The following is a 20935-nucleotide window of genomic DNA, read 5'->3' on the forward strand; positions in this document are numbered from 1 at the left end:
CACAGAAGGGCTTAACTAATATATTATATCAATTTCTAAGAAGATCACAACTGTAATTAAAAATGTTTCACAATCAAGTAGAGATCATCTCCAATTCCGTGGGCAATTCCATCAAGTATTGCTTCAAGATTTTTAGCATACGTATTCATTTCTTCTTGACTATCACAAAAAAATGCTGCTGTGCCTCCAATGACCCGATCGCGTTTCGTTGTTACGACTGCTAGTATAAATTTCTCAATTGACTGACTCATCGAATCACCTTTTTATGCTTTTCATTGATAAACTCCATCGGCATGCGGATCGCATTTTCAAGCGTCGGTACATCTCCAATGACCTTGATGGCTGTTTCCTTATCTTTTATAGCAGGTAAAACAAAGACCGCAACTCTTCCATCATCAATATCCCTTTTCGCCAAAGGTGTCAGAGCTGGTTCACCAGTATCTCGGTAAACGCCAAGCACATTAGAGACATCAAACAAAATCGCCTGTCTTTGCCCGAGATTTGCAATTGTTACTGCAGCATTAAAGTTTTTCGGCTTCAATATAAACCCCATACCGTGTTCAAGAATTAGCTTTTGTTTCTCAGGAAGTCCAATATTCATAATATAAATATCTTCCACATAAAGCCCCTTTCCATCAAAATGTGGTTTTTTATATTCGATATCAACGATGTCTTTTATAAAACTGCCTGACATCAAGACTTTCCCGGCAATTAAACAAAAAAATGCCATCACTAATCCCGCCCAGATCGATGAAAAGATAATATAACATAAAGTAGTCAGAAGCGACGTAAAAATGACAATGTAATTCCGACTTTCAAAAGCGATCGCAATCCCTTCAATATAAGTGCTGCCTCTTGAAACAAGTTCATAACCATCTAATTGGGTCAAAGTTTCCCGTTCCATGTTGCGGACATCCCTGAATTGACTAGCGGCCAACGTTAAGAATGTGATCGCAGTATAATCCGATTTTAATATAGAAGGTATAATGATCGAACCAATGCTTGCAGCGATTAGTGCGAGCGCGATATGTATCGTTTTTCCGTGTAGATAAGTGGGATACTGGCGATAATCCGTTCTTAACATGTACAATCTAACAACAATTCCAGCAAGAATACCTAAGATAATCGGATAAGTATACTGACTCATGACATTTTTGTTGCTCCTTTATTGATTCGTTTCCATTTTTGATAAATATACTGCACAAGCTGTTCATATTGGGAAATACCCCAAATTAAAACGACACCCCCCGAACACATTGATAGCCAAGTGAATCCCCCGACAATCACATCTGCATAAATCTTCTTCAGTACAAGAGCATATAAAAACTCTCCCTGACACATGCCAAGTGTAAACATCACTAAGCGGTTTATAAACTTTTTTTCAAAAGCCACCGTTAGCATGACAAATAGCATAATGATCAACCACTCAGGTTTTAGGATAAACCAAACTGGATCATATAATGCAAAAAGAAATACAAAACCATAAGCAAAAACCATTGTTAAGTGAATGAATAATCGTCTTATACTTTTATATAGTGAAAAATAACCCCCCATCACATATCCACCTGTATAAAACAATAAATAAGCAACATTAAAAAACAAAATAATCTTCAATTGATACATACTTAATGTCATGTTGAGCAGAATAAAAGCTGAGGCCAAGAGACGGGTTCTATTTTTCTCAAGAATAAAAGTTGTCAAAACCCACATCATCCACATTGACCAAAAATAGTAGAATTCATCCATTTTTTCGACCTCCATTATGAAGTATTGGATGACAAAAAGATTTTTAAACGTGAAACAAGGAGTGAACAGAAGTGGGAAAAGATCGACAGGAAAAAAAATTAAAAAAACAGCGGAGAACTGAATCTGATCGTGATCAGTCAATCGAGCATAATGGTGCTACTTCTTTAGAAAGTGCTGAAGAAGCCAGAAAGCGGAATTCATAAAAGATGTACCTCTTAAGGAGCAAATGCTCTTAAGAGGTTTTTTATTATGGTTCGGTTCGTTCTGATAGATAGGCAAAAAAATACGGTATGAGTTCAACGACAGAACTCATACCGTATAAAACATTTAACGCTTGCTATACTTAGAAGGATCCATTCCCCTCATTTTTAGCCAATGATACGTATCCCCTTTTAAGACAAGAGCGGTCTTTTGAAGGTCTTCGATCGTGTTCGATCCTAATACAGTCATAATTCTCTTCAAATCTTTTATCACATTTCCGATTTCTTCAATTAAAGCGTCTTCACCAGACTCTTTCAGTACTTTTAGAAAATAACCAGCCATACCAACAGCAGATGCTCCTAAAGCAATTGATTTCGCCACATCAAGAGCACTAGAAATGCCTCCTGATGCAATGATCGGATGATCTGAGCAGGCAGAACTAACTTCTGCGACACTGCTGGCAGTTGTAATGCCCCAATCATTGAAAAAATCGATCGTTTTTTTTCTGCGCAAATTTTCTATTTCTGAGAAATTCGTCCCACCAAAGCCACCGACATCTACCGCAGTCACACCTACATGAAAAAGTTTTGTTGCAGTTTCTTTGCTCATTCCAAAGCCGACTTCCTTAACAGAAACAGGAACCTTGACTTTTTGGCAAATCTCCTCGATTTTGCGCAAACGACCAGTAAAGCAGCGATCTCCTTCAGGCATGACAATTTCCTGTACAACATTCAGATGAATCTGAAGCATATCTGCTTCAATCATGTCGATTGCCTGTTTGGCCTGCTCAACCGTCGCTTCACTGCCGAGATTGGCAAAGACAAGCCCTTTTTGATTTTCCTTTCTGACAATCTCATATGAGGGGCGCTCATCGCGATTTTTTAATGCGGACATTTGCGAACCCACTGCAATCGGTATATTTGTTATAGCAGCAGCTCTTGCTAAAGCCCTATTAATTTCAAGTGTTTGTTGTCCGCCGCCTCCTGTCATCGCATTGATAAAAATAGGCGAACTTAGAAGCAGTTCGCCTATTTTGGTTGATATATCAACTTGTGACAATGCCATTTCTGGGAGGCTGACATGAACAAATGTAATATCATCAAATCCTGTCAAACGGTTTTGTTTCGTTTGCAGGGCATGTTCAATATGCTCTTTTTTTCTCTCGGCTCGCGTCACATTTATCACCAAATTATTTTAATTTATTCAGTTTATCTCCAATCATTTCACCAAGTTGGAATCCGGAAGATTCTTCTTTAGCTTGATATTGGCGATAATCTTCCTGTTCAGATTTATCATTTTCTTCGAGCTCTTTCATGCTTAAAGAAATGCGTTCTTCCTCTTCATTCACATCAAGAACTTTCACTTTCACATCCTGACCTTCCTCAAGCACCTCATGAGGTGTACCGATGTGCTTATTGGAAATTTGTGAAATGTGAACAAGTCCTTCAACACCTGGAAGCACTTCAACGAAAGCACCAAAGCTTACTAAACGCTGAACCTTCCCATCTAAAATATCTCCCGATTTTACTTTTTCACCGATATTAGCCCATGGTCCAGGAAGTGTTTCCTTAATCGATAATGAAATGCGTTCATTGTCACGGTCAACGGACAGAACTTTCACTTTCACATCCTGACCTTCTTCAACAACATCAGATGGTTTTTCTACATGTGTATGTGAAAGTTGTGAAATATGGACTAGTCCATCAATTCCACCGATATCAACAAATGCACCGAAATCTGTCAGGCGCTGAACTTTCCCGTCAAGAACCTGTCCTGCTTCAAGTGTTTGTAAAAATTCGTGTTTTTTATCTTCCTGCTGTTGTTCAACAACTGCTCGATGAGATAAAATCACACGGTTTTTTTCTCTGTCAAGCTCCACTACAATTAATGTCAATGTCTTTCCTTTGTAGTCTGTAAATTCTTCAACAAAGTGCGCTTCGACAAGTGAAGCAGGAATAAACCCACGCACTCCAATATCAACAACAAGACCGCCTTTAACGACGTCTTTTACTTCAGCTTCAAAAACTTCTTTTGATTCAAATTTTTTCTCTAGGTCTTCCCAAGCGCGGTCTGCATCAACGGCACGTTTAGATAAAATCAAAGCATCTTCTTCAACTTTTGTGACTTTTAGCTCAAGCTCATCATTTACATTTACAACATCTGCTGCTTTTTCAACGTGAAGACTTGATAATTCACTAATTGGAATAATACCGGTTTGCTTGCAGTTGGGAACGTCAACATCGACATGTTTATCCTCAACCTTAGTTACAATACCTTTCACTACATCTCCAACCTCTGGTACTTGAACATCAATTTGATTCATTTCCTCTGTCATTTCAATAACCTCCTTGGTCCAAACCTACACAGCTTTTTAAAAACGGTATCCATAAATTCAGATGACCGAATATGTATTAGAGAACCATTCAAAAATGGATATTTGAATGTTCTATAAAATGATTGATTATTACTAACTTCTAATAAAAGCCTGTATTTGTCAAGTCAAAACGTTAAATCAAAAAGGTCTTTTTTCTCGTTTTTTTATTTTGTAACCTTTTGATCAACCACTTGCAAAATTTTCTCAGCTACTTCTTCAATGGATAGTGATGTCGTATCAATTTCTAGTGCATCATCCGCCTTTTTCAAAGGGGAGATTTCCCGCTCTGAGTCAAGCTTATCCCGTCTCCTGATTTCTTCTGCAAGCGTTTCATAATTTACATTGTACCCTTTTTTAATATTTTCTTCAAAGCGACGCTTGGCCCGTTCTTCTACTGAGGCAAGCAAGAAAATTTTCACTTCCGCACCAGGAAGAACATGGGTTCCGATATCGCGTCCATCCATCACGACTCCGCCTTTTTGGGCAAGTTGCTGTTGCCTTCTTGTCATTTCTTCACGAATACCTCGATGTTTAGCAACAAGTGACACTTGGTTGCTTACGTCATCTGTGCGAATGGCTTCAGTAACATCTTCACCGCCAATATAAACCTTCTGTTTTCCTTCTGCGGATACTAAAAGATCAATATTTGAATCTTTTAAAAGTGCTGTCAAACCTTGTTCATCCGCAGGATCAACACCTTTTTTCAAGGCTAAATACGTAATCGCTCGATACATGGCGCCTGTATCGATATAAACATAAGATTTTTTTTGGGCTACAATTTTCGCCACGGTGCTTTTTCCGGCAGCTGCTGGACCGTCAATTGCAATCGATATTTTCTTTTCCATAATTCCTCTCCTTGCTAGTCTGGTACTCCTTATTGGATTGTATCACGTTCTAAGCAAAAAAGGGGAGATTTTTGATTTACGGTTTAAATGTCTCGATCCATTCTTCAATATTCAATTTATTGACTCCTTCATACTGGACAACCTTTGATAAATAAGGTTCTGCCTGTGAAAAATGAAAAAGAAGTTGTACACCTATTAAAATCACACTTTGAAGGATGAGAATTTTAAATAATAAGCGTTCAAAGGTTTTCATTTTATGTTCCTCCGATATGTTCACATGATATATACTCAGTATGGAAAGGTTCACTATGAAATATTCCAATATAAAAAGGAAAAGACATATCATCGCCTTTTCCCTTTTATAGACTTTTTTATAGGTCTTTATAAATTGGTTCGACGTTTTTCATTTTTTCAATTTTCTCTTCACTTCCATCATTCGCATTGACAAACATCCGGAAGGTATCGTTTTCAATCGTTCCTAATATCTCATAACATAGAACCTCGCGTGAAAGATCATTCGTAATAAGAGCAAGTCGCGTTTCCTGAACTTTTACATTCGGATTCAGGCTTCTCTTTGCTTTCTCAGGAGTCAATTTAGGTTTTGGCAATTTTCTTTGCTTGTGGGATGTCAAATAATCTTTTGCAGAGAAGCCGACAATTTCTCCGTCGTCAAGCGCTACCTTGATCCGAGTGCTGTCAGGATAAAGCCACACTCCATTCTGTAAAGGAACAAACGAAAATACACCGACTCCATCGTATTGAGCGCTTTCATCCATTGTTAGATTTTTTGTATCATAACCATTCTTTTTTAAAAATTGTAAGGCACGATTTGATGCATCGTTTAAACTGATTTTTTCACTTTTAATCTTTTTGTTTTGGATTAGATAAACAGGATATCCACCTTTTTCAGTGATGTCCATATAGATATCCGCTTTTTGATCAGGATCCTGCATACTGATACTAAAAACATCTTTTTTTGCCTTTTTTCCACTTTTTTCTACTTTTATATTATAATTCTTGTCAGGAGCAAACTTCTGAGCGATCTTTCGTGCTTCTTTTTCTGTTATCTTTTTGCCTTTTAAATGTTGGAACCCTTGATTTTCTTTTTTTATACTTGTTTGGGCTACACCAAAGTCAGTCTCGGCAAATGCACTAGCACTTTTTTCAACTGTTTTAAACCCATTAATGATCGTATTATCACTTTGCTTTTGACCAGATGCAAGTGCAAGTTCAACATCCATCCATCTTAAATTATTGTCAATGATAAGGTGTTGAACTTTACGAAGCTCATTTTGGATGTCATTTGCGTTTTTATACAGACGATTTAAAGAAGCATACTCTTTTTTACTTAACGGCTCTTTTTCAAGATCACGAATAGCTGTTTTATAGCTAAAGTTACCTATATTCGCTAAAAACTCTTCTGTTTTATTAAATGGCATTAATGTGAGTGGAAGCTGGCTTACATCTTGATGTGCTTCAGATGTCGTTTTCCACACTTCAGCTAAGGCAGGAGATAGTGTTTTTTTACTGTTCATTGCAAGTGTGCTGCCAATTTTATCATGTAACTTATCAACTTGATATGTTAAATCGTGAAAAGCTCTTTGATAATTATTTTCTGCATGTAATAACACGGCAGACTTCTCTTGATGTTCTTTATAACCCCAATAGCTTGTTCCAACAATGGCAACTCCTAAAATGGCAATTAAAATTCCTCTGATCATTCATACCACCTCACTTTTATTCGCAGAAAATGTGTTTGCCAATTCTTTTAATTTGAGGCCGGCCCCATATCCATTTGTTTGTGGCTGTGGCAGGGTTAAAATAATATAAAGCATTTTCAGAAGGATCCCACCCATTAATCGCATCCAAAACGGCTTTTTTCGCTGTTTTATTAGGCGTCATATAAATTTGACCGTCTGCCACGGCTGTGAATGCAAGTGGCTCGAAAACTACGCCTGCAATTGAATTAGGGAAAGTTGAGCTATTGAGCCGGTTTAAAATAACAGCTGCAATAGCGACTTGACCGTTATACGGCTCACCACGCGCCTCACCATAAACAGCTTGTGCTAAAAGATTAATCTCATTGTTTGAAAATCCACCTGGCATGTTAGCCGCTACAGCATCTTGTTTTTTTGGTGTTCGCTTTTTCGCTGCTGTTTTTGGTGGCTGTTTTTTCGCTGTTATTTTTGGCGCTTGTTTTTCCGGCGTTGTTTTTGGCGGTTGCGCAGTCTTTGGTGTTACTTGTTTCTTCGGCTGAGCAGGACCAACTTGCTTTTGCGTTACACCTTGTTTTGGAAAGGTCTGAGGTGTTTGACGCTGCTTGGCTTCTGCTCTTCTTCTTGCTTGCTGCTGTACTCTTTTGGAAGGCTTTGTCTGATATTTTAAAGGAAGACCTCCATAGTGCGTAAATTCATTTCCTTTTCTAAGTTGTTTATGCACATAATAACTGTAATATTTTGTGTGATTTATTAAATGTTTTTTAGTTTTGGAACCGACAAGACCGTCTCTCTCCTTTAATCCAAATTGATGTTGAAAATTGCGGACTGACCAGTATGTTGCCCATCCATAAACACCATCAATTCTTCCATGATAATAGCCGTTGTATTGAAGTCTTGCTTGTAGTTCAATCACATCATCCCCTGTTGCCCCTCGCTGTATGATTTGTTGAGAAAAGGCAGAGCTCGTTTGACTGAATGGAAGTGATAATCCTACAGCAATGAGGGTGGAAAAAATGACAGTCAAACAGAAAGATCTTTTCGACTTCATGTTTTAAGCCTCCTCCAGCATTTTTGTAAGCATATCTTTTGTAACGAGACAAATTTTATACACTCTTTCCTTTCTATTTCATCACAATAAAAAACTGGTTTTTAACATAAAAAAGAGGCAGCCCACAGAAGAGCTGCCTCTTTCATACAATTGACGATATGTAGACGCTATTTTCGCTAAACGCCTGTAAAGGAGCAAAATAAAACGGATCGTATCAGAATATAGAAAAAAACGAGCACCTCCGACTTACGCTTTGCAAACAGCGGGTAAAGCGACCCGTACCTAATATAGATGTCATGGCGATAATATCGAGTAAATAGGACAAGATCACTTTCAAAATATCGGGCATTTTCTTGTAAGGTGCTATTTTTCCACTTGGATATTCGGAGGCTCCTACTAGTCTGGTTAGTATTGTTTGTCCTTTGTATGCCTTAGAGGTTACCAATTTTTTAAAGATGTAGCGAATTTTCATTTTCATTTAATGAACGAGCTTTTTTAGCTTTTTGTAAACCAAACCACCAGAGAAATATCATAAACGGTAACATAAAATAGATCCAATTGTTCAAAGATAGAAGAATGTAGTCATATAGACCATGTAATATAGCGGGTAAAAAAAGTGAAAGTAGTAGCCATTTTATCTGTATTTTACGATTTGAAAATCGTGATTTGCCGATATAAAAACCCATAATAACACCAAATAATGCATGGCTTGACACAGGAAGTAAAGCGCGCCCAAATGCATGCTCAACCCCATTTCCAATTAAGTATAAAACATTTTCCAATGTGGCAAATCCTAATGATAGACTTGACCCATAAACAATGCCATCATAATGTTCATCGAAATAGTCATGGTGATAAATACTGACCATTAGTAAAAACCATTTCAGAAATTCTTCTAATAGTCCAGAAGCTAAAAACGACATAACAAAATTGCCAGACGAAATGTGTTCTTTTTCTAACACATATTGAATAAACATCGTCGGAAACACCAGTAATACCCCGAGTATAAATAGACGAATCACCATATGAAATGGCTCTGATTCATATTTTTCTTTTAAGTAAAAATACATCAATAAGGCGATTCCGGGAGCTAAGCCTGCGGAAATAATTCCGAACATGAGGAAACCTCTTTCCTTTTCAACTGATTCTATCCTACCATAATTTGAAATGTTTTGAAATTAAAAAAAACGGGGTATGAGAATATCCCTTATACATCCCGTTTTATTATTCATTTTATACACGTTTTTTTACTTCATCTGCAATTATCCCACCATGAAATCGTCCATTTTCGATAAAGATTTCATTCGCATTATTGCCTGCCGCAATAACCCCAGAGATGAAAATACCTTCTACATTTGTTTCCATTGTATTTGCGTTAAAAAAAGGCCGGCCTGATTCAGCATCAATTTCGACACCCATCTTTTTCAGAAAGCCGTGGTCAGGATGATAACCTGTCATCGCAAAGACAAAGTCATTTTTAATACTGATCTCTTCATTTAAAAGATTTGTATAAATTAACTGATCGTCAGTAATTTCTTTTACAATGGCTCCGAACTCCATATGGATTTTTCCGTGTTTTACTAGTGAAACAAATTCGGGTAGGATCCACGGTTTGATACTATCTGAATACTGTTTCCCTCTGTACAAAACTGTGACTCGCGCACCCGCCTTCACAAGTTCCATAGCTGCATCAACACTCGAGTTTTTTCCACCGATCACTACAACATCTTTATCAAAATACGGATGGGCTTCTTTAAAATAATGAAAGACCTTTGAAAGATCTTCACCAGGGATATTCATTTTATTTGGATTGTCATAATATCCGGTTGCGACAATACAAAATGAAGCCAGATAGGTATCTTTTGAAGTTTCCACTAAAAATCGGTTTTGATCTGTTTTCTTGACCGAATGGACTTTTTCAAATGCGTTAATCCTCAAGTTTTTCCGTTTAGCGACTTCTCTATAATAGGTAAGCGCTTCATTTCTAACTGGTTTATGCCGCTCTGTAATAAAAGCCACATCTCCGATTTCTAACTTATTACTGGAACTAAAAAAAGTTTGATGGGTAGGATAATGATAAATGCTGTTTACAATATTCCCCTTTTCGATGATGAGAGCGTCTATCCCAATTTGCTGCATCTCAATGGCTGACGAAAGCCCACATGGCCCAGCCCCAATAATGACGACTTTTTCTTCTTTCATGCTCTGTTCACTCCTGTCATGTCCGACAAATCAAAAAATCTCCTATTTCATGATAGGAGATTTTTTGCTGTGTTGCAAATGCTTAGGCTTAGATCCAACCCCTGAACCTAGAGGCTTCTGCCATCTTACGGACACCCACCATGTAGGCGGCAAGCCTCATATCGATTCTACGATTATGTGCCATTTCATAAATGTTATTAAACGATTTGATCATCATTTTTTCCAATCTTTCTTCGACTTCCTCTTCAGTCCAGTAAAAACCTTGATTGTTTTGAACCCATTCAAAATAAGACACTGTGACACCACCTGCACTGGCCAATACATCAGGTACAAGGAGGATATCACGCTTAGAAAGAATTTTCGTTGCTTCAAGTGTTGTTGGACCATTAGCAGCTTCAACAACGATTTTTGCTTTTATATGATGCGCATTCTGGACAGTAATTTGGTTTTCTATCGCTGCTGGTACTAAAATATCACATTCAAGTTCCAACAGTTCCTGATTTGTAATCGTATCATTAAAAAGTTTAGTGACGGTTCCGAAGCTGTCACGGCGATCAAGCAAATAATCAATATCAAGACCTTCAGGATCATATAGTCCACCATACGCATCTGAAATACCAACAACCTTTGCCCCTGCATCATACATAAATTTAGCAAGGTAACTACCCGCATTTCCGAATCCTTGCACAACGACAGAAGCCCCTTCAATATCGATACCTTTTTTCTTCGCTGCTTCTTTAATGCAGATTGTAACTCCCTTTGCTGTCGCAGATTCTCTACCATGAGAACCTCCCAGAACGAGCGGTTTGCCGGTGATAAATCCCGGAGAATTAAATTCATCGATTCTGGAATACTCATCCATCATCCATGCCATAATCTGCGAATTGGTAAAAACATCAGGAGCAGGCACATCTTTTGTTGGTCCAACAATTTGACTAATCGCTCTAACGTAACCTCTGCTTAACCGTTCTAATTCAGGAAAAGACATATCCCTTGGATCACAAATAATCCCGCCTTTTCCTCCTCCATATGGAAGGTCAATGATTCCACACTTCAAACTCATCCAAATCGAAAGCGCTTTAACTTCTTTTTCTGTGACTTGCGGATGAAAGCGAATGCCGCCTTTTGTCGGCCCTACAGCATCATTGTGTTGAGCCCGATAGCCTGTAAAAATTTTTACAGTCCCATCATCCATACGAACCGGAATTTTAACCGTTAAGAAACGGATCGGTTCTTTTAATAACTCATACACTTCTTCTGGATACCCCAATTTTTCAAGCGCCTTATGTATCACCGTTTGTGTTGATTTTAAAACATCGTGTGTATTTTCTTCAGTTTGACCGGTGTTTTGATCGGCTACCATGATAAGTTTACCCCCTAAAGTCTTTCTGGCATGTTGTCCTTTCAGACATAAGTATACACCCTCGCACTAAGCATGCAAAGAAAAAAACAATTTTTACATATTCTTTCTTTCACAGAAAAAAACTGCTGTAAACAGCAGCGAAAAATACTAGCACTAAATGCTACTTAAAGTATGTTTGAATCATCTGAATAGCATTTTGATTCATAATGATTTTTCCATATTCCTGAAGTCTGTGAATTGTTAAAGTCGTTGGGGACCCGTATTCAGCTAAAATCGAGATTACACCATCAACAGAATGCGAGTCAAAATCATCCAAGCTTAAAAAATATCGATCTTCATAATGATAAACTGTTCCGCCATGAATCCCGATCCGATCGAGATTTTTAGCTAGTTCAATCAGATGTTCGAATGTTTGAAATTCATATATAATATCAACACTTTCACCAAGCTTGACTTGCATTTCTATATAATCCTCATCATAATCATGATCATCTTCATCTGAATCTTGATTTTTGGTGACAATGATGACCATTCCTTGTGCCTGAAGAGAATATACTTCCACAGCGATTGAGCCATTCACTTCAAATCCAAGCTCTGTATTCGCTTCGTTCATCATATCTTTAAACAACTGCTGAACTTTGAATGAATCTTTCCAAAGGTCCTCTTTCGTCAGCCCACGGTCTGTCAGATCATCAATTGTCAAAAAGATTTTGATCTTATTATAATTTAGACGCTCAAGCCGCATATCGTTCCCTCCTGCTCTTCTTGCACACATCATATATCTTATTATATGGAGATGATGAGTCATAGGTTCTTAATTTTGATACCAGTTTACACTGTGTTTCATCGTAAGACAAGCAGAATGATGTTTTTTTATGTAAACACTAAAAAAGAGAACGATTGCTCAGGTCAGCTACTTTAGGAACAAGTTGAATGAGATGTGTTTCAGGTCGTGCTCCAAGTCTTAATGGTAGCCTTGTCGTTCCATAGCCATTACTGATCAAATATTGGGCCTGATTGATTGTTCCAGTTCCACCTTTTTCATAGAAACCAAATCTGCCAATACGGATTTGGCCACCATGAGTATGGCCGCTCAAGATGATATCAATTCCATCTTTATCTTCTATTTGATGATGTATTGCCGGATTGTGTGACAACAAAAGAGACAGAGCTCCCCGACGGCTATCCTGTAGCGCTTTTGGGTAGTCATCCAATTCAAGCCTTATATCATCGACACCGATAATATTGACCACTTGTCCGTCGTGTTCATAAATAACAGATTGATTTCGAAGGGCTGTTACATGATATGTCTTAAAAATATGAGATAACAACTGCTGATCAATTTCATAATCATTGTTTCCCCATACAAAATAGATTCTCCCTAAACTTGCCAACTTTTTAATGTTTTCTTCAATTCTCGTAATTGGAACACCTTGCTCTGCAAGATCGCCTCCGATCAACACCAAGTCCACTCTGTGGTCTTTCACTTTAGCAATGATGTTATCATGAATCTTACGTCTGTGAATATCGGAAATAAAAAAGATGTTTAATGTTTTTGTCCCTGTTAAACGATCAACCGAAAAGACATTTTTTATGATGTGGTCTTCCTTAGCGATAATTGACATTTTCCAAATCAATACACTCAACCCAATCAAAACGATCATACAAAAACAGATTAAATAAATCATCTTTATTCACCATTTTCATTTTGGACTCTAGTTATTTACTTTCAAAATACAGATTGATATCGTATTGTTTTTTCATTAACTTAAAAATGGCTTCCCTTGAATTCCATTCTTTAGGGTAAGGCCATAAATCTGTGCTTTTCTGAATGATCTCACACCTAAGTTTGTGGAACTCCCCTTCTGCTTTTTCTTCTTTCTTTTTAAAGTAATAAGCAGTGCTGTATGCAAACGCAGCTGCCATTATTAACAACAGATAAATAGAGTCGTTTAAGACTTCCGTGACAATGCCGTTGTAACCAATCCCTTTTCCAGCTAAAAATAAGCAGAACAAAAGAGCGCAAGCAAGAGCAGACATCTGCCACCTAAAAGATTGCCTCGCATAGTTTTCATATTTCTTTTTTTTCTTAATTAAGGCAAGAAGCATTTGTTTTGTTGGTTCGTCCATATATCGATCTAGCTGATCAAATACACTTCTCAAAGTCCTCACACCTTGTCCCATTGATTATTATTATCATATGTTGGTGTAAGCTTAATGATACCGTGTTTCCCCTGGATTTTTGCTATTCCTTAGAAGCTTTTGTTTTTTCAAATTGGAAGTCGATCATTTGATTGTGCCAATCTGTCATTCTTTCATCTATTTCCGATGTTTTTTTTAAGTCATTCTCGTAAAACACATCATCATATTGATGAGGATCTGATTGATCTTGATTGATCATGTACATGAACACGATAAAGACAATAATTGGAATGAAGAAAAACAAGACAGCAAGAATTGTGAATAACGGGTTTCTATTTTGATTCTTTTTTTTGCTGTTTTTCTTTTTTTCATGATAAGACCGTCTAGACGGAAATTCATCTCCAAGGAGTTCTAACTCTGTCTGCTCTTTTTGATCTAGATCAGTCTGAGTTTGGCCTTGTTCCAATTTCTTCCTCTCTATCCTTGACATCTCTGCCATGTAAACTCCTCCTTACGTGTTGAAAACGAATCTGACACGCAAATACAAAATCAATTAGAAAATGTGCTGTTATTGGAATCATTAAATTACCTGTCTGCTCAAAGCTCAGACCGAGCAGAAAACTGATGCATATGACCATTAAAAAAAGCAACCATTTCCCTAAATAACGAAAATGCAAAAGTGCGAAAATCATGCTAGCAAGCCAAATGCCAAAATGGGTCTGAATGACCCCCCTAAACAATACCTCTTCAGTCACTGCGATAAACAGGGTAAGAATCAAAATATGTGGATATGAACGATTTCGAAAAAGTTTCTCATTAATCCCTTCATCATCATACATATGCTTAGGAACCCATTTCATCACTGCTAGATCGATAAGTATGGCAAGAATGGCGATCGGCACTCCATACATTAGAATGTTTTGGTCAAATATTTTCCAAAGTGAAAAGAACTCATCTAAATCCTTAAACAAGAACATACCGAATAAGCCTGCGAAGACAAGCATAAGCAGTTGAGAAAAATAGAGCTGTTTCAACATTTCTCTATCTGATAGTTGATGAATAATATCAGTTTGTTTTTTTAGCATAAACAATCACGGCTGGTTGCAAATATCATATCCAATTCTTCCTCCCAGGCAGTTAATTGATTGATCAATGCATGATGATCTTCTCTATATATGTACGCTTCAAGGTTTAACCCGCAATTCGTACAGCATGCTGCCTCATCGTCAAAATCAGGTTCCCAGTTCTCATTAAAATAGGCCAACAGTGCTTTTCGAAAACAGCCTTGATCGTTTGTAAGGCGGACAAACGCTGACATTCTTTTTAATTTCAATTGGCTTCTTCCGACCATTTCTTGATGGATGCGCGTTCTGCCTTCAATTCCCAAATGCTGAAATTTTGTATATAGATGCAGAAAATGACGTACTTGTGTTTCATTTAAACCCGATTGCAGCAGAATCTCTTTTGCACGCTGTTCATCATCTATATCGGTTAATTTGTCAAATATATAATAAATTTCTTCTTGATTAAGAATTTCCATTTCGATTAATTGTTTTTGCAGCTCTTCATCACCAGGAGCTTTCAACAAGATACTGATGCTCTGCTTACCATCTCGACCAGCTCGTCCAATTTCCTGCATGTAAGCTTCCACTGTTTGCGGAAGATTGAAATGAATGACATATCGAATATCAGACTTATCAACACCCATACCAAAAGCATTTGTACAACAAACGATATCAAGCTGATGACAGATAAACTGTTGCTGAATCAAGACCCTATCTCCTGTCTCCATCCCACCATGATAACAGTTCGTCCTCAGACTTGTCTCCTTACTGATCCTATCAGCAAGATCTTCAGCCCATTTTCTCGTTGGGCAATAAACAAGTCCAGGTCCTTGAAGTTTGCCAACGAGTTCAACCAACCTTTCTATTTTCTGGGCAGTATGCTTCAGCTCTTCAATGTGAAGGGCAATATTCGGACGATTAACAGAATAAATCAGATAGTTTTCTTGCTTTAGCATTAATAGATTGGATATATCCTTTAAAGTGGCTGCTGTTGCTGTCGCTGTCAAGGCGAGTGTAACAGCATCACCAAACTGTGCTTTCATAAGACCGAGCTTCGAATAATCAGGCCTGAAATCATGTCCCCACTGAGAAATGCAGTGTGCTTCATCAACAACAAATAAGCTGATCTTTATCGCTTTCAGCCTATTGATGATCTGTTTAGACTGAAGTGCTTCAGGAGAAATATAAAGAAATTTAAAATGCTGTAGCTGATTTAAAATAGCTGTTTTTTCTTGATAGCTTAACGTACTATTGTATGCCGCAACTCTTTTTTCACCGCGCATTTTCAAATGCTGCACTTGATCTTCCATTAAAGAGAGCAATGGAGAGACAATGATCACCATTCCACTAGACAATAAACCAGGAAGTTGGTAGCACAATGATTTTCCACCTCCAGTGGGGAGCATGGCAACGGTATCATGACCATCAAGCACACTTTGTATAATGGCTTTCTGTCCCTTTTTAAAAGAACGATATCCAAAGTAATCGTATAAAGTTTGTTGAATTTTATCCATATTATACCACCGTTTTCGACAGGGCCAGACGGATTTTAAAATAGCTATATCTACTGTCGAGCCCCTCTTTAATCAATCTGATTTTACTGGTTTGATTGATTCTAGCATAATCTGTAATGATTTTTTGCTCTTCTTCTGATATATACGGTTCTATAGAAAAAGCAGGATCATGAATAGCGATTTCTACAATATGATCCTCAATCGTCGCTCGTTTTAAATGACGAATTTGTGCAATTCGATCAATTGTTTTTCCTTGTTTTATGAGAAAAAGAGTTTCCTTTGTTGACTTTGTCAACCCATCTTGCAAAGGAAGACCTTCAATCAATAATTGAAAAAACGGACTTTCACTTTTTTGGACAGATTGAATAAAGTAATGCAGAACATCCCAAAACAAAACATATATGTACCATTCATCTACACCTAGCCATTCCGCAAGTTGTTTAAATGTCAAGCCGATTTTGACAGCTGATGTCAGAGAATGTACGAAAATAGTGGCTTGTCTCTCATCATGAAGTGCCACCAATTTTGTCTTTAGTTCATGATGGAAGCGGGCTGAAGTCTCTGCAGGATCTCGTTTTTTCAGAAAAGTTTTGACCCAGGTTTGAATCTGATAATCTTTTGTTATTGGTAAATAAACCCGTTTGTCGTGAAGATGGTTTGAAAGAACTTGAATCAACAGGGACATTCTATCCCACATGATTTTGGCGGTTCGTTGATAATGCGCACCGTGAAAATGAGCAGGCCATGGATACAGACGGAAATAAGCGGCAAGTTCCTTTTCACCGCTTTCTGTTAGAATATAGCCTCTCTTTTCAGTAATGAATGATTCTTCGATCAATCTTTGAAAACTGCTATTTAAACGATCTCTTGACAGTGATGAACAAAAACCGAAATATTTTGAAAGTGAGAATAACCTTGTGTCTTGAATCGTCTGTGAAGATTTTTTTCCTTTTAAAAGATGATACACCGCGCTTGGAGATCGCTCCCCGTGCATGCTCGAGAGGATGTCAAGCACAATTGCGTCAATATATTGAATCGCCATAAAAGCACCACCTATATTCTTCCAGACATCAATATTTTCTTCTTTTTATTTTAACAGATTTTGCAGAGAAATCGATGTTTAAAGTCAGACAAAAGGGGGATGTTAGCAGTAAACCCTTTGTGAAAAGCGATCGCTTAAGATTTTTGAGTTGAAAAGTATGATTAACACCATTACAATAAGGGATGGGAATAGGTTTCATATCGGATAGATAGAGAGTTAAACCATTTGTTCCAACGAAGAACAACCTGGGAGGTTTTTGATTCATGGCAAAATATACAATTGTCGACAAAGATACGTGTATTGCATGCGGAGCTTGCGGTGCAGCTGCTCCTGATATTTATGACTACGATGATGAAGGAATCGCGTTTGTCACTCTTGATGATAACAAAGGTGTTGTCGAAGTACCTGACGTACTAGAAGAAGATATGATGGACGCGTTCGAAGGCTGTCCTACTGATTCGATTAAAGTAGCGGATGAACCGTTTGAAGGCGACCCGCTTAAACATGAATAGAAGGTAGCAATATCCGGTATCCATGTGCCGGATATTTTTTATTTTTCTTAACATGGGGATCGCTATTGGTAGCTTTGTATAGGAGCGTTTGGCTGTCCGAGAAAAACTCGACAGCCTTATTTTTTCTTAAAAAAGTATTATTGTCAGCATAGCTGTTTCGCTCACTCTCATGATTTTAATATCTCTGTTTTATTATATATTACAGTTTTACCAGAGAAAAAGACCCGGTAAGAAAGATGTTTGCTGGAGTTTCCCAGTTGAAAACTTTGGTCATTCACACTCCATTACCCATTCGTATGTTCTATGGCTGTAGAATATCAATTCAGAAGTGTGAGAGGTCTTTTTTTCCTGAATGAAGATCCATATTAAAAAGCTTGTAGAAAAGTGTGGTTCTCTACAAGCTAATACTGTGAGTGTCTGATCCATCTGTATATTTATTTGGCGATATGAACATGTTCTTTCAGCCATGGTTTTAACTGAAGAAAAATTGGTGTCAACACCAGTGTTACAACAAGACCTTTTATTAAATTAAATGGCAATATTCCCACGAGGATTGTCGTCTTAAGTGCATTTGTTGATAAAGCTGGCGCATTTAAAAACCAAGTGTATGCTGGAATAAACAAAAAATAATTCAAAATACTCATCATGATGGACATCAATATTGTCCCGACAAAAAGGGCTGTAACAAACAATTTGATTGAGTCCATTTTCTTCACGAAAAGAGCAGTAGGTAGTATAAATAAAATTCCCGCGACAAAGTTGGCGGTTTGATCAACCGGAACACCTGATGCACTCCCAGCAATAAAGTAGTTCAGCACAACTTTAATCGCTTCAACCGTAATCCCTGCACCTGGACCGTACAAAATAACAGCAAGCAACGCCGGAATATCACTAAAATCCATTTTTAAGTACGGATAAGCCCCTAAAATTGGAAAACTCAACATCATTAAAACAAATGCAATACTGCTTAACATACTGATGTACACAAGACGTCTTACTTTATTGTGATTCATATTGTAACTCTCTCCTTTTCGATCATATCTCACGAAAAGAGAACTGGTTCTTTCATTGCCCTCAAGCTTAAAAACCCCGCTTTTTTACAAAGCGGGGCTGTTTATAGCAGGACGAATAAACGTTTTAAAAAAGATTTTTAAAACGTTTGGAACCTTCATCTTCTCCCATCCAGACTATACTGTCGGCTTCGGAATCGCACCGAATCCTGCCGAAAAACGGCTCGCGGGCTTAGAGCACAAAAACTCATCACCGCCGGTAGGGAATTTCACCCTGCCCCGAAGATTGATCTTATTATTTTTGACATTATTATAATATAGAGATGGAGAGATGTACAGGAAAATATCCCAATTTATCCTTTACTATCATTTAATTGTTTACCATAATATTTTAAAAATCCCTCCATTCAAGTTAATTAAAATCCGCACATTCATAGTTTTTTCACTTTTAATTTTCGTCTTTCACTCGAAATCGATTGACACCGTGAATAGAATATGATAAATTATCAGATATTTATGACTTTATTAGGAGGAAATCTTACATGTTTCGAGTTTTAGTATCAGATAAAATGTCTGATGATGGCCTAAAACCATTATTGGAAGCAGATTTCATTGAAATTGTTCAGAAAAATGTCGCAGAAATTGAGGATGAATTGCATACGTTTGATGCTTTATTGGTGAGAAGCGCTACCAAAGTGACCGAAGAACTGTTTAAAAAGATGACCTCTTTAAAGATCGTAGCCAGAGCCGGTGTCGGTGTTGATAACATTGATATTGATGAGGCAACAAAACACGGTGTCATTGTTGTAAACGCACCAAATGGAAATACGATCTCAACAGCTGAACATACATTTGCGATGTTTGCTGCTTTAATGAGACATATCCCGCAGGCAAATATCTCTGTGAAATCACGGGAATGGAATCGTACAGCCTATCTCGGTTCAGAGCTTTACGAAAAAACGTTGGGCATCATCGGAATGGGAAGAATCGGAAGTGAGATTGCAAGCCGTGCAAAAGCCTTTGGTATGACGGTCCATGTCTTTGATCCTTTTTTGACTGAAGAAAGAGCAAATAAACTCGGAGTCAATGCTACTAGCTTTGAAGAAGTCCTGGCTTGTGCAGATATCATTACAGTCCATACTCCATTGACAAAAGAAACAAAAGGGCTACTTAACAAGGAAACCATTGCAAAAACAAAAAAAGGCGTAAGATTGATCAACTGTGCAAGAGGCGGAATCATTGATGAAGCTGCACTCCTTGAAGCACTTGAAAATGGACATGTGGCAGGAGCTGCTCTAGACGTCTTTGAAGTGGAGCCTCCTGTGGATTCAAAACTGATCGATCACCCACTTGTCATTGCCACCCCACATTTGGGAGCATCTACAAAAGAAGCACAGCTCAATGTAGCGGCACAAGTTTCTGAAGAAGTTTTGCAATATGCGCAAGATCTGCCTGTCATGTCCGCCATCAACCTTCCGGCTATGACAAAAGACTCTTACCAAAAAATCCAGCCTTATCATCAATTTGCAAACACAATTGGAAACCTTGTTTCTCAATGTATGAATGAGCCAGTTAAAGACGTTGCCATCCAATATGAAGGCTCCATTGCGAAGCTTGAAACATCGTTTATTACAAAAAGTCTTTTAGCAGGCTTCCTAAAATCGCGTGTTGCAACGACAGTTAATGAAGTGAACGCCGGAACTGTTGCAAAGGAACGCGGTATCAGCTTTAGTGAAAAAATTTCTTCTAATGAATCTGGATATGAAAACTGCATCTCTATTCAAGTGACAGGAGATGTATCAACTTTTACATTAAGAGCAACATACATCCCCCACTTTGGCGGACGGATTGTCTCTTTAAATGGTTTTAACATTGATTTTTATCCTTCTGGACACCTTGTGTATATTCACCATCAAGATAGACCTGGTGCAATCGGTCAGGTCGGGCAAATTCTTGGCGATCACCATATCAATATTGCAACAATGCAAGTGGGACGAAAAGAAAAAGGCGGAGAAGCCATCATGATGCTTTCATTTGACCGACAGCTGGAAAATGAAGTGATAGATAAACTAAAAAACATCCCTGATATCGTTTCTGCAAAAGTCATCGACCTCCCATAAACCAAAACGGAACTCGAAGATAGATTTCTATCTG

Annotated in this window: 23 protein-coding genes and 1 riboswitch; of the genes, 3 read left to right on the forward strand and 20 right to left on the reverse strand. The window is 37.8% G+C overall.

Annotated elements, in window-relative coordinates; translation table 11 throughout:
• Positions 1-56: 56 nt before the first annotated feature.
• From PDT38_RS02980 to PDT38_RS02990, 3 genes are read right to left on the reverse strand one after another with little or no spacing between them, the layout of a single operon-like run.
• Positions 57-251 (reverse strand): capping complex subunit for YIEGIA, encoded by a 195-nt coding sequence (locus PDT38_RS02980; protein ID WP_270798936.1) that lies wholly within the window; start codon positions 249-251, stop codon positions 57-59.
• Positions 248-1147 (reverse strand): YIEGIA family protein, encoded by a 900-nt coding sequence (locus PDT38_RS02985; RefSeq protein ID WP_270798937.1) that lies wholly within the window; start codon positions 1145-1147, stop codon positions 248-250. The genes PDT38_RS02980 and PDT38_RS02985 overlap by 4 nt, the downstream gene beginning before the upstream one ends.
• Complete coding sequence (locus tag PDT38_RS02990; protein ID WP_270798938.1) at positions 1144-1746, reverse strand: YphA family membrane protein; 603 nt, start codon at positions 1744-1746, stop codon at positions 1144-1146. The genes PDT38_RS02985 and PDT38_RS02990 overlap by 4 nt, the downstream gene beginning before the upstream one ends.
• Positions 1747-1817: 71 nt before the next feature.
• Here PDT38_RS02990 and PDT38_RS02995 point away from each other — a divergent pair, with 71 nt between their 5' ends.
• Complete coding sequence (locus PDT38_RS02995; RefSeq protein WP_270798939.1) at positions 1818-1949, forward strand: YpzI family protein; 132 nt, start codon at positions 1818-1820, stop codon at positions 1947-1949.
• A gap of 124 nt (positions 1950-2073) precedes the next feature.
• Here PDT38_RS02995 and fni read toward each other — a convergent pair whose 3' ends face one another.
• The 16 genes from fni to PDT38_RS03075 all read right to left on the reverse strand — a co-directional run bounded on the left by fni (position 2074) and on the right by PDT38_RS03075 (position 17259).
• Positions 2074-3123: a type 2 isopentenyl-diphosphate Delta-isomerase gene (gene fni / locus PDT38_RS03000; RefSeq protein WP_270798940.1), complete on the reverse strand. Its 1050-nt coding sequence runs from the start codon at positions 3121-3123 to the stop codon at positions 2074-2076.
• 13 nt (positions 3124-3136) lie between these two features.
• Entirely contained in the window at positions 3137-4282 is a 1146-nt protein-coding gene (gene rpsA, locus PDT38_RS03005) for a 30S ribosomal protein S1 (RefSeq protein ID WP_270798941.1), read from the reverse strand.
• A 203-nt stretch (positions 4283-4485) separates the two neighbouring features.
• Positions 4486-5166 carry a (d)CMP kinase gene (gene cmk, locus PDT38_RS03010; protein WP_270798942.1) on the reverse strand — a complete coding sequence of 227 codons (681 nt, stop codon included), beginning with the start codon at positions 5164-5166 and terminating at the stop codon, positions 4486-4488.
• Between the two features lie 76 nt (positions 5167-5242).
• Complete coding sequence (locus tag PDT38_RS03015) at positions 5243-5419, reverse strand: YpfB family protein (protein WP_270798943.1); 177 nt, start codon at positions 5417-5419, stop codon at positions 5243-5245.
• Between the two features lie 118 nt (positions 5420-5537).
• Positions 5538-6887: a germination protein YpeB gene (ypeB, locus tag PDT38_RS03020; protein WP_270798944.1), complete on the reverse strand. Its 1350-nt coding sequence runs from the start codon at positions 6885-6887 to the stop codon at positions 5538-5540.
• A 16-nt stretch (positions 6888-6903) separates the two neighbouring features.
• A complete protein-coding gene (gene sleB / locus PDT38_RS03025) occupies positions 6904-7932 on the reverse strand; it encodes a spore cortex-lytic enzyme (RefSeq protein ID WP_270798945.1) in 1029 nt (342 codons plus the stop codon).
• Between the two features lie 449 nt (positions 7933-8381).
• On the reverse strand, positions 8382-9050 hold the full coding sequence (gene prsW, locus PDT38_RS03030) for a glutamic-type intramembrane protease PrsW (RefSeq protein WP_270798946.1): 669 nt from the start codon (positions 9048-9050) through the stop codon (positions 8382-8384).
• A 115-nt stretch (positions 9051-9165) separates the two neighbouring features.
• Positions 9166-10134, reverse strand: coding sequence for a YpdA family putative bacillithiol disulfide reductase (locus PDT38_RS03035; RefSeq protein WP_270798947.1), 969 nt, complete (start codon positions 10132-10134; stop codon positions 9166-9168).
• 88 nt (positions 10135-10222) lie between these two features.
• Positions 10223-11497, reverse strand: coding sequence for a Glu/Leu/Phe/Val family dehydrogenase (locus PDT38_RS03040; protein ID WP_270798948.1), 1275 nt, complete (start codon positions 11495-11497; stop codon positions 10223-10225).
• A gap of 160 nt (positions 11498-11657) precedes the next feature.
• Positions 11658-12242 carry a genetic competence negative regulator gene (locus tag PDT38_RS03045; RefSeq protein ID WP_270798949.1) on the reverse strand — a complete coding sequence of 195 codons (585 nt, stop codon included), beginning with the start codon at positions 12240-12242 and terminating at the stop codon, positions 11658-11660.
• Between the two features lie 139 nt (positions 12243-12381).
• Complete coding sequence (locus PDT38_RS03050; protein WP_270798950.1) at positions 12382-13185, reverse strand: metallophosphoesterase; 804 nt, start codon at positions 13183-13185, stop codon at positions 12382-12384.
• A gap of 31 nt (positions 13186-13216) precedes the next feature.
• Positions 13217-13660 carry a DUF2663 family protein gene (locus PDT38_RS03055; RefSeq protein ID WP_270798951.1) on the reverse strand — a complete coding sequence of 148 codons (444 nt, stop codon included), beginning with the start codon at positions 13658-13660 and terminating at the stop codon, positions 13217-13219.
• Positions 13661-13742: 82 nt separating this feature from the next.
• On the reverse strand, positions 13743-14105 hold the full coding sequence (locus PDT38_RS03060; protein ID WP_270798952.1) for a hypothetical protein: 363 nt from the start codon (positions 14103-14105) through the stop codon (positions 13743-13745).
• Positions 14080-14724 (reverse strand): CPBP family intramembrane glutamic endopeptidase, encoded by a 645-nt coding sequence (locus PDT38_RS03065; RefSeq protein ID WP_270798953.1) that lies wholly within the window; start codon positions 14722-14724, stop codon positions 14080-14082. The genes PDT38_RS03060 and PDT38_RS03065 overlap by 26 nt, the downstream gene beginning before the upstream one ends.
• Entirely contained in the window at positions 14718-16217 is a 1500-nt protein-coding gene (locus PDT38_RS03070; protein ID WP_270798954.1) for a RecQ family ATP-dependent DNA helicase, read from the reverse strand. Before PDT38_RS03070 ends, PDT38_RS03065 begins: the two co-directional genes overlap by 7 nt.
• A gap of 1 nt (position 16218) precedes the next feature.
• The gene (locus tag PDT38_RS03075) at positions 16219-17259 is read right to left on the reverse strand and encodes a helix-turn-helix domain-containing protein (protein ID WP_270798955.1); all 1041 of its coding nucleotides are present in this window, start codon (positions 17257-17259) and stop codon (positions 16219-16221) included.
• A gap of 263 nt (positions 17260-17522) precedes the next feature.
• Between PDT38_RS03075 and PDT38_RS03080 the strand changes: the two genes are divergently transcribed.
• Positions 17523-17771 carry a ferredoxin gene (locus tag PDT38_RS03080; protein WP_172295201.1) on the forward strand — a complete coding sequence of 83 codons (249 nt, stop codon included), beginning with the start codon at positions 17523-17525 and terminating at the stop codon, positions 17769-17771.
• A 434-nt stretch (positions 17772-18205) separates the two neighbouring features.
• Here the strand turns inward: PDT38_RS03080 and PDT38_RS03085 are convergent, their stop codons facing one another.
• Positions 18206-18784: an ECF transporter S component gene (locus tag PDT38_RS03085; RefSeq protein ID WP_270798957.1), complete on the reverse strand. Its 579-nt coding sequence runs from the start codon at positions 18782-18784 to the stop codon at positions 18206-18208.
• Between the two features lie 153 nt (positions 18785-18937).
• Positions 18938-19072: riboswitch (FMN riboswitch) on the reverse strand.
• Between the two features lie 251 nt (positions 19073-19323).
• Between PDT38_RS03085 and serA the strand changes: the two genes are divergently transcribed.
• Positions 19324-20901: a phosphoglycerate dehydrogenase gene (serA, locus tag PDT38_RS03090; protein WP_270798958.1), complete on the forward strand. Its 1578-nt coding sequence runs from the start codon at positions 19324-19326 to the stop codon at positions 20899-20901.
• The last annotated feature ends 34 nt before the right edge of the window (positions 20902-20935 follow it).

It is taken from the genome of Bacillus changyiensis (assembly GCF_027706145.1).
In the GTDB taxonomy this organism is placed as follows: domain Bacteria; phylum Bacillota; class Bacilli; order Bacillales; family Bacillaceae; genus Bacillus; species Bacillus changyiensis.